This is a genomic window from Massilia agilis (assembly GCF_024756255.1).
In the GTDB taxonomy this organism is placed as follows: Bacteria; Pseudomonadota; Gammaproteobacteria; order Burkholderiales; family Burkholderiaceae_D; genus Telluria; species Telluria agilis.
This window is the reverse complement of sequence record NZ_JANUHB010000002.1, coordinates 1,151,126-1,163,564: the sequence shown is the minus strand read 5'-3', so window position 1 is coordinate 1,163,564 and position 12,439 is coordinate 1,151,126. Positions and strand designations below refer to the sequence as shown.

Genomic DNA, 12,439 nt, shown 5'->3' with positions numbered 1-12,439 from the left:
CGTTTCCTCACGAGTGGGTCGCCCCGTGCGAGCGCAGGAAGTGGAAGAACTCGACGCCTTCGCGCAGGCGGCGGCGCGTCATGTCCCAGCTGCCCAGCATCTCGCTGACGATCTCCCAGATCTTGGCGGGCCGGAAGTAGAAGCTCTTGTAGAACGCCTCGACGCCGTGATAGATCTCCTCGCTGGACAGGTGCGGGTAGCTGATCGCCGCAAGCTGAACGCCGCTTTCGTTGACCAGGTTGATCGTCCTGTTGGGCGGGATCCAGTCGTTCTCGACCGCCTGCTCGTACAGCCGCGTGCCGGGATAGGGCGCCGCCAGCGATACCTGGATCGTGTGCGGGTTGATCTCCTTGGCGAACGCAATCGATTTGGCGATCGTCTCGCGCGTTTCGCCCGGCAGGCCCAGGATGAATGTGCCGTGCACGGTGATGCCGAGCGCCCTGCAATCGGCGGCAAAGCGGCGCGCGATGTCGGTGCGCAGGCCCTTTTTGATGTTCAGGAGGATCTGGTCGTCGCCGGACTCGTAGCCGACCAGCAGCAGGCGCAGCCCGTTATCCTTCATGACCTTCAGCGTGGAGTAGGGCACGTTGGCCTTGGCGTTGCACGACCATGTCACACCCAGTTTGCCGAGCCCGCGCGCGATCTCCTCGGCGCGCGGCTTGAAGTCGGTGAAGGTGTCGTCGTCGAACATGATCTCCTTCACCTCGGGCATGTTCTCCTTGATCCAGCGGACCTCTTCCAGTACGTTCTGGGGCGAACGGGTGCGGTAGCGGTGGCCGCCAACCGTCTGCGGCCACAGGCAGAAGGTGCAGCGCGAGCGGCAGCCGCGCCCGGTGTACAGCGACACGTACGGGTAGTTGAGGTAGCCGATGAAGTAGTTGTGGATGTCCAGGTCGCGCTTGTACACGGGCGAGACGAAGGGCAGCTCGTCCATGTTTTCGATCATTGCGCGCGGCGGGTTGTGGCAAATGGCGCCGTCCTGCGCGCGGTAGCTGATGCCATCCACCCGCGCCAGCGGCATGCCCTGGGCGATGTCGCGGCAGGTGTAGTCGAACTCTTCGCGCGCGACAAAGTCGATGGCGCGGCTCGCGCGCAGCGATCCTTCGGCATCGACGGCAACCTTGGCGCCGACCATGCCTACCAACGTGGCGGCATTGCGCTCCTTGAGCAGTTCCGCAAAGCGCGCGTCCGCGGGGAACGATGGCGTGCTGGTGTGCAGGATGACGAGTTCGTAGTCGCTGGCGATGGCGAGTGCTTGCGCGACCGACAGGCCATCGGCGGGCGCGTCGAGCAGGCGGCTGCCGGGCACCAGCGCGGCGGGCTGGGCCAGCCAGGTGGGGTACCAGAACGAGCGAATCTCGCGTTTGGCCTGGTAGCGGGAGCCGGCGCCGCCGTCGAAACCGTCGAAGGAGGGCGCTTGCAGGAACAGGGTCTTCATCGGATCGGTCCTCTCGTCAGGTGCGGGCGTGGCGCGGCGTCGATCGGCACCGCCTGGCGGCGCCAGCGCGTGGTCGCGCCGGCAAAGCCCGCGCACCAGGTTGCGAGCAGCAGGCAGTCGCGCAGCGGCGCGTAGAGCACGAGCCGTGGCGCAGGGCGGCGCAGGTGCAGCGCGCAGCGTGCCACGCCAGCCAACAAGGCCACGGGCCAGCTGCCTGGGCTCAACCACAGTCCGAGCGCGATCATGGGAAAGGTGAAGGTGATGAACGAGAACGCATAGCCGGCCGGGTTGATCGAACGGATCGTCTGCATCCAGCGCCGTTCGCGTGTCCATAGTTGGGCAAAGCTGTGCTCGACCACATCGGTGGCCACACAGAGCGGCGACAGCACGGTGGCCAGTCCCAGTTCGCGTGTGAATGCGCCGAGCCAGTAATCGTCCGCCAGCCGGTCGCGCAACGCTTCGAAGCCGCCGATCGCCCGCAGCGTGTCTGCACGCAGCGCAATCGTGGCGCCGAAGCCGAACGCCGTGCTGCCGAACGCGCTTGCCACGCGCACGGACGGCGCGAACCAGGTGTCGATGAAGAGCGCACCCATGCGGCTCCAGAAGCCGCCGAATGCGCGGCCACGGTACAGGCAGGTGACGATGCCGGTGTGCGCGTCGGCCAGCGGCGCCGTCACCTGCGCGAGGTAGTCGGTTGGCACGGCGATGTCACTGTCTGCAATGACGAGCCAGGGATGGCGTGCACGCCTGGCCATATTAATCAGGTTGCTCACCTTGAAGTTGGTGCCGTACGTGCGCGCGTCCACCACCAGGGCAATGTCGCACGCGGGATAGCGCCGCGCCAGGCGCCGCACAACGTCGATGGCGGGATCGTTCGGGTCGCGCACGCCGAATACGATCTGGTACTCGGGCCAGTCCTGCTCGCACAGCAGCGCAAGGTTGGCTTCCAGGCGCGGCTCGGCGCCACAGAGCGGTTTCAGTACCGTCACCGGCCGCGGCTGCGCTGGCGTGCCGCGCCACGTGCGCGGACGGCACAGCAGCGCGGTGAGCGCGTACAGCGTGGCCACCAGGATGAGGATGCTGCCGAGCGTGGCCATCGTCGTGTTGTTCCTTCAGGCGCCGTTCGCGCGGCGCCCGCGAATCTCGGCCACCTTGATCGCGACGTGGTGCGCGTGGACGTACTCGGCCGGCCGCTGGCCGTCCAGCGCAATGTCGGGCGCCATTTCGCCGCTGGTGCGCACGCCGGACATGGCGACCCGGCACGCGCTGAGCGGACGCCTCATCGTGTCCATGACGGCGGTCGCTTCGTAGCCGCTGTGGACCATGCAGTTCGCGCACTTTTCGTAGTGCCCGGTGCCGTACGCGTCCCACTCCGTCTCTTCCATCAGTTCGCGGAAAGTGCGCACGTAGCCTTCGCCCAGCAGGTAGCACGGCCGCTGCCAGCCGAACACCGTGCGCGCCGGGTTGCCCCACGGGGTGCAGTGATAGGTCTGGTTCCCGGCCAGGAAATCAAGGAACAGGCTGGACTGGCTGAACGACCAGCGCCGCCCGCCATCGCCCAGCCGCAGGATGTCGCGGAACAGCTTGCGGGTGGCGCCGCGCGCCAGGAAGTGCTGCTGCTCAGGCGCGCGTTCGTAGGCGTAGCCGGGCGAGACGGTGATGCCATCCACGCCCATGGCCTTCACCTCGTCGAAGAAGCGCGCCACCCGGTCGGGCTGGGCGTCATTGAACAGCGTGCAGTTGATGTTGACCCGAAAGCCGCGCTCCTTGGCATGGCCGATGGCCGCTACCGCGCGCTCATACACGCCGGGCTGGCACACCGAGCGGTCGTGCATCTGGGCGTCGCCGTCCAGGTGCACCGACCAGATGAAGAAGGGGCTGGGGTGGTACTGGTCCAGCTTCTTGTCCATCAAAAGCGCGTTGGTGCACAGGTACACGAACTTGCGGCGCGCCACGATGCCGCGCACGATCTCGGGCATGTCCTTGTGCAGCAGGGGTTCGCCGCCGGCGATCGAGACCACCGGCGCGCCGCATTCGTCCACCGCGTCCAGGCACTCCCGCGTGGACAGGCGCTGGTCCAGGATCTCGCTTGGGTAGTCGATCTTGCCGCAGCCCGCACACGCGAGGTTGCAGCGAAAGAGCGGCTCGAGCATCAGCGCGAGCGGATAGCGGGTCTGCCCCGAGAGGTGCTTGCGCACGATGTAGGCGCCGACCAGCGCTTTTTGCAGTAGCGGGATCGCCATGCCAAGCCTCCTCAGGGGGACGCGGCCTCAGGGGCGCCGGCCAGTTCGGACGGCAGCCGGAACTCGATGTGTTCCTCCAGCCCGTCCATCGACGACACCTCCACCGGGCCGAGCTTGCGCAGCGCGGCGATCACATGCTCGACCATGGCCTCGGGCGCTGAAGCGCCGGCCGTGATGCCGACCACACCTGCATCGCGCACCCATGCCGGGTTTAGCTCGCTGCCATCAGCCAGCAGGTGGCTGGGAATGCCGCTCTCCGTGCCGATCTCGCGCAGGCGATTGGAGTTGGAGCTGTTGGTGGCGCCGACGATGAGCAGCACGTCCACCTGCTTGCACAAGGCGCGCACCGCGCGCTGGCGGTTTTGCGTGGCGTAGCAGATGTCGCGCACGTCGGGGCCGACGATATCGGGAAAGCGCCGCTGCAGCACGGCGATCACGTCGCGCGTGTCGTCCACGGATAGCGTGGTTTGCGTGACGTAGGCAATCGGCGTATTGCCCGGCAGGTCCAGCTGTTCGGCCTCCTGCACGTTCTGCACCAGCACCACGCGCCCGTCGATCTGGCCCATCGTGCCTTCGACCTCGGCGTGGCCCGCGTGGCCGATCAGCACCACCACGCGCCCGGCGGCGGCGTACTTGCGGCCCTGGATGTGCACCTTGGTGACCAGCGGGCAGGTCGCGTTGAGCACGTGTAGCTCGCGTGCCGTCGCATCGGCCTCGACGAGCCGGGCCACGCCGTGGGCGCTGAACACCGTCACCGCCCCGGCCGGAACCGCGTCGAGCTCGTCGACGAACACCGCGCCCTTGGCCCTGAGCCCGTCAACGACCGCCTTGTTGTGCACGATCTCGTGCCGCACATAGACGGGCGCGCCGTACTTTTGCAGCGAGCGTTCGACGATTTCAATGGCACGCACGACACCGGCACAAAAGCCCCGTGGCTGCGCCAGGAGCACGCGCATTGGCTGCGCGCCATCCTTGCTTTGCTGCGGCATCCGGATTCTCCAGCCTAAACAAGCTTTGATGCCTGTTTTTCGTGCAGGTTCGTACTGCCCAGTTTCACGCGCGTGGTGTGCGGCCGTGCGCGCGACTCAAGGCTACAATCGGCCGCATCGCAACAGGGAGCCTGCAATGGCAAGCCAGGACCGGGTGCTGGTGACGGGCGCGAGCGGCTTTATCGGCTCGGCGGTGGCGCGCGCGCTGCAGGAGCGTGGATACCGCTTGCGTCTGCTGGTGCGCGGCACCAGCCCGCGCCGCAACCTGGCGGGCCTGAGCGCCGAGATCGTCGAAGGCGACCTGCGCGACGAGGCCAGCGTGGCCCGCGCGCTCGACGGCGTGCGCCATGTGTTCCATGTGGCGGCCGACTACCGGCTGTGGTCGCGCGACCCGGCCGCGATCGAACGCACCAACGTCGAGGGCACGCGCAACGTGATGCGCGCGGCGCTGCAGCGGGGCGTGGAGCGCATTGTGTACACCAGCAGCGTTGCCACGCTGCGGGTGGATGCGCAAACGGTGGCAGCGACCGAAGACGAACCGCTGGCCGCCGCGCAGGCCATTGGCGCCTACAAGCGCAGCAAGGTGCTGGCCGAGCGCCTGGTCGAGCAGATGGTCGAACGCGAGGGCCTGCCGGCGGTGATCGTCAATCCGTCCACGCCGATTGGCGCGCGCGACGTGCGGCCCACGCCAACCGGCCGCATCATCGTCGAGGCGGCGCGTGGCCGCATGCCCGCCTTCGTAGAGACCGGCCTGAACGTGGTGGACGTGGAGGACGTAGCGCTCGGCCATGTGCTCGCGCTCGAACGCGGGCGGGTAGGCGAGCGCTACATCCTGGGCGGGGACAACCTGAGCCTGCGCGAGCTTCTTGGCGAGATCGCTGGTCTCACCGGGCGCCGCGCGCCGCGTGTGCAGTTGCCGGTGGCGCCGCTGTTCCCGCTCGCGCGCGCCGCCGAGGCGGTGGCGCGCATCACCGGCCGCGAACCCTTCCTGACCACGGACGGGCTGAAGATGTCGCGCAACCGCATGCATTTTTCGTCAGCCAAGGCACAGCGCGAACTGGGCTACGCGCCGCGCGCCCACCAGCACGCCTTGCGGGCCGCGCTCGACTGGTTCGCGCGCGAAGGCTACCTGGAGTGAGCGCCGCCCGCGATGACGGCTGCGCCGCCGTGATGCGCTGCGCGGCCCTTTCAGCCATCCTTGCGCATGCACTTGAGCGCGAGCCGGGCGAGGCGGGGCATGGTCGTGGGGCGCAGCAGCCGCGCGTCGTATCCGGAAAAGCGGCGCGCGTTCTCGGCCAGGCACAAGGCCAGCAGGTCGCGCACCTTGATCGCACCGTCCGTGACGGATTTTGCGCCACGGACCGTGAAGTTGTTGTCCTGCGCCTGCGCATTGCCCTCGGCATCGATCGAACGTGCAAGGCCGATGCGCTCCCAGCCCAGGAAGGCCCACACCGCCAGCACCTTCAGCTCGAAGCGGGCGCGCCGCCACCACGGCAAGCGGGCACGGTGCCATGCCGCCCAGTTCGCAAACAGGAGGATGTGCCGGCATTCCTCCTGCATTACGGGCTCGAAGGTCTCGACCAGCTCGGGCGGGAACAAGCCGGAGCGTCGCGCCGCTTCGAACAGGCCGAACGCGAAGAAGCTGTCGATGCATTCGCTGTAGCCGGTGACGAGATAGGCCCACTCGGGGTCGCTCGGGTACTCGTACGCGGCCTCGGGCGCGAGCCGGACGCCGTAGGCGCGCACCATGTTCGACAGCACCTCCTTGTGGCGGTTTTCCTCCCACGCGTTCAGGGCCAGCGCCTCGCGCATGTCCGCGTCGCCCAGCGTGCGCGCGTACGCGGCCATGCGCAGGCGCGCCTTGCCCTCGGTCTGGACCGCGATGTCCCAGATCGGCAGCGAGACGATGCGCTGCAGGGTGGCGGCGTCGAGCTTGGGCCAGTCGAGCACGGCCGGGCGATAGGGGTTGAAGGTATCGCGGAACATGCGGCAGACCTCGCGGCGGTGGCGCTCGGTGCCGGGCTTGAGCTCGTCCTGGACGTCGCTGGTCCAGGCGCGGGCGCGGCGGCTTGCGTCGGCCAGTGCCGCCCCGGCGGGCGGGCGCGCAGCTTGCGGCGGCGGGCGAAAGCCAGGCACCAGCTCGACCACGTCGAATCGTTCCAGGGTCTGCTCGTTCATCGGGAATGCGCTGACAGCATGTGCGGGTAAGAGCGTCGCCGGCGGCGGGGAGTTCCTGCACATTTGTCTTGACAAGATGTCGTGTCGGATATTTCATTGCAGGCAATCAACATCAGGGCCGCCTATGAAATTTGCCGAATACCTTGCCTGCGACGCCACCGAACTTGCCCGGCTGGTGGGCTGCGGGGACACGTCGCCGTCTGAATTGTTGGACCTGGCCCTGGCGCAGCACCAGCGCGTGCACGGACAGGTGAACGCGATCTGCTTGCTGATGGAGCAGGAGGCGCGCACCCAGGCCCGTGCCCCGGCGCCGGGACCATTCGCGGGCGTGCCCTTTCTCATCAAGGACGGCGGGCACCACTATGCGGGAATTCCGACCAGCTTCGGCAGCCGGTCCATGCAGCGCATCGTGCCCCAGCAACATTCCTCTGTGGTGCGGCGCTACCTGGAGGCAGGACTGGTCATCTTTGGCAAGACCAACCTGCCCGAGTTCGCGCTCAAGGGCGTGACCGATCCGACATTGTTCGGGCGCACCAGCAATCCCTGGAACCTCGACCACACGCCGGGCGGATCGAGTGGTGGGGCTGCGGCTGCGATCGCCTCGGGCATCGTGCCGATGGCGGCTGGCAATGATGGCGGCGGTTCGATCCGCATTCCGGCGGCGTGCTGCGGCTTGTTCGGGCTGCGCCCCTCGCGCGGGCGCGTGTCGTCCGGGCCGGCGACGGCGGAGGTGTGGTTCGGTGCGTCGAGCGAAGGGGTGTTGTCGCGCAGCGTGCGCGACAGTGCGCGGGCGCTGGATCTGCTGCAGGGGGTCGAGCCGGGCGATCCGTTCGTGATCGCGCCGCCCAATGGTTCCTATGCCGAGCTGATGCGGCGCGAACCGGGCAGGTTGCGCATTGGCTTCACGACGCGCTCGCCGATCGGGTCAAGCGTGCACCCGGAGGCGGTGGCCGCAGTGCGCAACGCGGCGCAGCTGCTGGCGAAGCTGGGGCACGAGGTGGAGGAGGCCGAGCCCGACATCGACGGGGCGGCGCTGGCGGCAAGCTACCTGCACATCTATTTTGGACAGGTGCCGGCGGCGGTCGCACCGGCCAAGGCGGCCGGGGCGACGTCGGCGGACCTGGAGCTGATGACGCGCTTGCTGGTGTCCATGGGATCGGCGGTGTCGGCGCCCACGCTCACGCAACAGCTCGGCCAGTGGAATACCTTTGCCCGCGCGCTGGGCGAGTTTCATTCCCGGTATGACTTGCTGTTGACGCCGACGCTGGCGCACCCGCCGGTGCGGCACGGCACCGGGGATCTGCCGGGCGGGCAGAAGGCGGTGCTGGGGTTCCTGGAAATGACCGGCTTGCTGGGCGTGCTGGCGCGGCTCGGCTTGCTGGACAAGGCCGTCGATGGCATTGCCCAGGAAAGCCTGCGGTACGTGCCGTTCACGCAGCTCGCCAACCTGACCGGGACGCCGGCGATGTCGGTGCCGCTGCACTGGACTGCGGACGGGTTGCCGCTTGGCGTGCAGTTCGTCGGACGTTTCGGGAGCGAGGATGTGTTGTTGCAGCTGGCGCATCAGCTGGAGCAGGCACAGCCGTGGTTTGGGCGCTTGCCGGGCTGGGTGGAGGGCGCCGGTTAGCGGAAAGTTCTTGGATTCGGGCAGCCTCCTGATAAAATATACGGTGTATAAATAAGGGGGCAACGATGACGACTGCGCATGTATTCATTGCCATCAGCCTGGATGGCTTCATCGCCCGGCCGAACGGTGACATCGGATGGCTGTTGCAGAGGGACGATCCCGCCGAGGATCACGGCTACACGGATTTCATCGCCGACAAGGACGTGATCGTGATGGGGCGGGGAAGCTTCGAAACAGTGGCGGCCTTCGACCCGTGGCCCTATGAGCTGCCCGTCATCGTCCTGTCGAGACAACTGACTGGCACCGCCGTGCCCGCGCATCTGGAGGGTAAGGTTCGGTTCTGCGCTCTCGCCCCTCAGGAGCTGATGGAAGAACAGGCTCGCCAGGGCGTTCGCCGCATTTATGTGGACGGCGGGCAGGTGGTTCAGTCCTTTCTCAAAGACAGACTCATCGATGACATGGTGATCACGACGGTGCCGGTCCTGATCGGCAGTGGGAGGAGTTTGTTCGGAGAGTTGGCGCAAGACGTGGATCTGGAGCTCGTGGCCAGCCGCAGCTTTCCTTCAGGATTGGTGCAGTCCACATACCGCGTGGTGCGATGAGTCGGCCACGCGGGCGCCCGGCGCATGGAAGCGGCGTGGCGCGAGACGATATCCTCGCCACCGCGCTCGCGATGCTGGATGAGGGCGGAGGGCAAGGGTTGACGATGCGCTCATTGGCGTCCCGGCTGGGCGTGACGCCGATGACCCTTTACCACCATGTTGAAGACCGCGCCGGGCTGCTGCGGGCGCTGTCGGACCGTGTGTATGGCGAGGTATTGGAAGTGACCGGCGACGCGCGTGACCCGATCGCGGAGGTGCGGGCGCTGCTTGTTCGGTATCACGATGTCGTTGGTAAGCACCCTCAGCTGACACTGGCGATTTTCTCCGAGCCGCAAGCGTTCGCGGGAGTGACCCGTCAGATCACTGAACGCCTGGATGCGATGCTGGCCACGGTCACGCCGGATTTTGTGCTGTGGCGGGACATTTTGGTCGATCACGCGCATGGCAGTGGCCTGGCCATTGTTTCGGGCCGGGGAGATTGGCTGCAGGTGGATGCTTTGCGGGAACGGTATGCGCAGGCGTTGGATCGCTTGTTGGGGATGTTGGTGCGGTGACGACTCACACGCTTTTCTGGAAGCGGCTCCGGCGGGGTATAGACAGGAGGCGTAAGGCAAAAAATCGCTGCGCGATTTTTCTTGAATGGGCGAATTGGAGAGGGCTTGCGCTTGCAAGCGCAAGCCCGTTCGCGGGCTCGCCGCATGCGGCTCGAAACCCCCGCTCACCCCTCGTCCGTGCCGGACGAGGATTCAATTCCTCAGCTTCACGGCTGCTATTCAAAGACAAAGGGCCCGCCGGCTACGCCGACAGGCCCTTTGTCTTTGAATAGAGTGGTGGAGGCGGAGGGAATTGAACCCTCCGCCTTGAGAATGAGAGCATGGGACAAACTGGCAAAATGCTGTCATTCTTCTTGGAAACATTCATCTGCTGACCCTAGGTTCCAGCTTCACTGACCACTCTTGGAAATAGCCAGGGCCACCGAGACCGTCGGGGCGCTGGATGCCGTGAAACAGCATCTTCTCACCGTGCATGGTCACTAGGCGAGCATCGCGGAGTATCGGATACAGCGGAGCATTCACCGAGCTGTCGGGGTCGTTCAGATTTAGCTCGCAGATGCCGCTAACCTGGGCCAGCGTTAATTCTCCCACCTTGCCCGGATCCGCGGCTATTGCCTGGTCGGATCGGCGCCGGCCGCGCTCGCATAGTTGTTTGGCTCTTACGTACATGACGGGAGTGTAGCAGGTTGACCTGTGTCACCTCCTGCAGCATGGAATGGTTCTACGCTTCATGCATGAGAGCACTCAGTCCATCCATCCTTAGCCGCCGGGACGTCAAGACAGCTCGCCTGGTAGACCTCGCACTCGATGCCCAAGGAATTTGCGGGACTCGGGCGGTCTCCGCGATGCTCGCTTGCGCCGGGATCAGTATTGAGATCGCCGTCAGGGTGATGTCCGACCCAGGCAGGCGGCGGGGGTGCGTCAAGCGGACTGTTGTGCCGCCGCAGTAACTCAGTCCGGTAGTTCTGGATCATGGGTATTCCAGAGAAAGGAAACCCATGCGACACATTTCATTCTTCATCGCGGCAGCACTGGCCGCGCACGCGCATGCCCAGCTGGCAGCCGTGTCCCCGTGGATGACCGGGGAGCGCCTTCTTGAGCTCGCGAAGTGGCCGGACGGCGCCCGCGATAATCTCGACCTGACGCCCAGGCAGAACCTAGCACAGCAGCAGGCAAAGCTATACCTGCATGGCGTGCATGATGCGACCGAGGGAAAAGCATGGTGCTATAGCGCCGAGACGAGGCCCAAACCGGCTGTGCTTGAATCCGCTGCCCTTGATGCCCTGCGATCCATGCCGCCCAGCCAGCTCAAGCGGAACGCTGCTGATCTGGTCGTGCAGGCTTGGGCGTCAGCGTGGCCATGCCGCGGCGGGAGGTCATGATGACGCGCTACTTCGAGAACCTGCGCATCCAGTTCCCGGCTAAGGCAACGGTGGGCAAGGCGGCGCTGTACAACCTGATAGGCCACCCGGAGAAGATCGCGGATCACAATTGGGACAACACGTGCGCCATTCGCCTGAGCTTGGCGCTGGTGCGCTCTGGCATGAAGATCGAGCCCGGCTACCTGACCATCGAGACAGGGCCCTACAAGGGAAAACGCATCGAGTCGCGTCAGCGCGAGCTATCCGAGTACCTGCGCCGCGTCTGGGGGATGCCGGAGTTCTACGCTGGCGGGGAGCAGGCGCGCAAGGGGATCGGTACGCGCCGTGGGGTGATCAGCTTTTTTAGCCTGTATGGCGGGAGTGACCGGCAGGGGCATATCGACCTGGTCGGGCCCGATACCTACGGGGATGCTGCCTGCTCAGATGACTGCTACTGGCAGTCGGCAAAGGTCTGGTTCTGGCCGCTGCGTTAAGCTGCCATGTATGCCGCAGCTTCAAGCTGGCGACGCAGCGTGAGGCCGCGCAGCACCCGGCCGCCGGCCTTGTTCCACAGTCCGAACGACGCGGCAGCGCGCTCGTACTCCCTCGACTTGGTCAGGCGGCAAACGGAACTGGCAGCAAACGCACCGAGGCCGATGTTGTAGGCTAGACTCACGCACGCTGCTACACGCTTGGGCGGCTCCAGGTGCAGCTGTGGGCAGCGTTTGACGACACCGAGCAGGACGATGGCTATGCACCGATCGCGCCGCCTGTCGGCCTCATCCTGCGTCCAGATGGTGTCTTCCGTCACGCCCTCTGTCTCACCCCAGCCGCACGTCCACGGCTTTCCCCATTCATGCCAGTTCGCAGCTGTGCGCGGTACGCGGTGCCATTTAGGGTCCGGGTACGCCTTGAGGCGACACTGTTCTGACGGTTCGATTAGTGCCCGCGCCTCGGTGATGGCGTCGTTCATTTGCGCTGCCTGTTGTCGAAAACGCGGCCAACGAACCAAAACGCGAGGATTCCGGACAGCGTTGCCCGGTCGTCGGCGTCCCAGCTTTGCAAGATGGCATGCCATGCGTCGGTTTGCTGGAACGCGAGCACGATGGTCGCAAGTTTCACGAGCCCGAACAACAGCAGGAAGAAGTAGGTCGTCGCCGGGCGAACTAAGAAGTTGAGCGCGTCCGCCCAGCGCACGCCAGTCAACTGCATCTGCCCGGCCAGCGCCGCCTTCTGCGCGTCCAGCAGCGCGCCGACTTCGGCAATATCACCTTGCAGGCTGATCGTCTCGCGCTCGTCCTGGCCCTTGAAGCGCTGTAGCTCAAGCTGCTTGTCCATCATGGCGAGCTCGTGCTTGTTATCGGTGGCCTTGTTCCACAGGCCGATCAGTTCGGGCAACAGGCGCATGACACCGCCGCCTAGCAAGGAAATGAGGGTCATCAGCATG

The 12,439-nt window shown here is 66.0% G+C and carries 13 protein-coding genes; 6 read left to right on the top strand and 7 right to left on the bottom strand.

The window, feature by feature from the left end; genetic code table 11:
- Positions 1 to 7 precede the first annotated feature (7 nt).
- From hpnJ to ispH, 4 genes are read right to left on the bottom strand one after another with little or no spacing between them, the layout of a single operon-like run.
- Positions 8 to 1,438: a hopanoid biosynthesis associated radical SAM protein HpnJ gene (gene hpnJ / locus NX774_RS12335; protein WP_258822470.1), complete on the bottom strand. Its 1,431-nt coding sequence runs from the start codon at positions 1,436 to 1,438 to the stop codon at positions 8 to 10.
- A complete protein-coding gene (hpnI, locus tag NX774_RS12330; RefSeq protein ID WP_258822469.1) occupies positions 1,435 to 2,535 on the bottom strand; it encodes a bacteriohopanetetrol glucosamine biosynthesis glycosyltransferase HpnI in 1,101 nt (366 codons plus the stop codon). Before hpnI ends, hpnJ begins: the two co-directional genes overlap by 4 nt.
- Positions 2,536 to 2,550: 15 nt before the next feature.
- Entirely contained in the window at positions 2,551 to 3,681 is a 1,131-nt protein-coding gene (hpnH, locus tag NX774_RS12325) for an adenosyl-hopene transferase HpnH (RefSeq protein WP_258822468.1), read from the bottom strand.
- Positions 3,682 to 3,692: 11 nt separating this feature from the next.
- Positions 3,693 to 4,637 carry a 4-hydroxy-3-methylbut-2-enyl diphosphate reductase gene (gene ispH, locus NX774_RS12320; RefSeq protein WP_258822751.1) on the bottom strand — a complete coding sequence of 315 codons (945 nt, stop codon included), beginning with the start codon at positions 4,635 to 4,637 and terminating at the stop codon, positions 3,693 to 3,695.
- 169 nt (positions 4,638 to 4,806) lie between these two features.
- On the opposite strand from ispH, the gene hpnA reads away from it, so the two are divergent.
- The gene (hpnA, locus tag NX774_RS12315) at positions 4,807 to 5,808 is read left to right on the top strand and encodes a hopanoid-associated sugar epimerase (protein ID WP_258822467.1); all 1,002 of its coding nucleotides are present in this window, start codon (positions 4,807 to 4,809) and stop codon (positions 5,806 to 5,808) included.
- Positions 5,809 to 5,858: 50 nt separating this feature from the next.
- Here hpnA and NX774_RS12310 read toward each other — a convergent pair whose 3' ends face one another.
- Positions 5,859 to 6,848, bottom strand: a complete 990-nt coding sequence (locus NX774_RS12310; RefSeq protein WP_258822466.1) for a ferritin-like domain-containing protein — start codon at positions 6,846 to 6,848, stop codon at positions 5,859 to 5,861.
- Between the two features lie 124 nt (positions 6,849 to 6,972).
- On the opposite strand from NX774_RS12310, the gene NX774_RS12305 reads away from it, so the two are divergent.
- The 5 genes from NX774_RS12305 to NX774_RS12285 all read left to right on the top strand — a co-directional run bounded on the left by NX774_RS12305 (position 6,973) and on the right by NX774_RS12285 (position 11,486).
- Complete coding sequence (locus NX774_RS12305) at positions 6,973 to 8,475, top strand: amidase (protein WP_258822465.1); 1,503 nt, start codon at positions 6,973 to 6,975, stop codon at positions 8,473 to 8,475.
- A 65-nt stretch (positions 8,476 to 8,540) separates the two neighbouring features.
- Positions 8,541 to 9,077 (top strand): dihydrofolate reductase family protein, encoded by a 537-nt coding sequence (locus NX774_RS12300; RefSeq protein ID WP_258822464.1) that lies wholly within the window; start codon positions 8,541 to 8,543, stop codon positions 9,075 to 9,077.
- Positions 9,078 to 9,112: 35 nt separating this feature from the next.
- Complete coding sequence (locus NX774_RS12295; protein ID WP_258822463.1) at positions 9,113 to 9,631, top strand: TetR/AcrR family transcriptional regulator; 519 nt, start codon at positions 9,113 to 9,115, stop codon at positions 9,629 to 9,631.
- A gap of 998 nt (positions 9,632 to 10,629) precedes the next feature.
- The gene (locus tag NX774_RS12290; protein WP_258822462.1) at positions 10,630 to 11,013 is read left to right on the top strand and encodes a Rap1a/Tai family immunity protein; all 384 of its coding nucleotides are present in this window, start codon (positions 10,630 to 10,632) and stop codon (positions 11,011 to 11,013) included.
- Positions 11,010 to 11,486 carry a T6SS effector amidase Tae4 family protein gene (locus NX774_RS12285; protein ID WP_258822461.1) on the top strand — a complete coding sequence of 159 codons (477 nt, stop codon included), beginning with the start codon at positions 11,010 to 11,012 and terminating at the stop codon, positions 11,484 to 11,486. The genes NX774_RS12290 and NX774_RS12285 overlap by 4 nt, the downstream gene beginning before the upstream one ends.
- On the opposite strand, the gene NX774_RS12280 is transcribed toward NX774_RS12285, so the two are convergent.
- Positions 11,483 to 11,965, bottom strand: coding sequence for a lysozyme (locus NX774_RS12280; RefSeq protein ID WP_258822460.1), 483 nt, complete (start codon positions 11,963 to 11,965; stop codon positions 11,483 to 11,485). The two genes, NX774_RS12285 and NX774_RS12280, sit on opposite strands and share 4 nt — an antisense overlap.
- The gene (locus tag NX774_RS12275; RefSeq protein WP_258822459.1) at positions 11,962 to 12,438 is read right to left on the bottom strand and encodes a hypothetical protein; all 477 of its coding nucleotides are present in this window, start codon (positions 12,436 to 12,438) and stop codon (positions 11,962 to 11,964) included. The genes NX774_RS12280 and NX774_RS12275 overlap by 4 nt, the downstream gene beginning before the upstream one ends.
- Position 12,439: the final 1 nt, after the last annotated feature.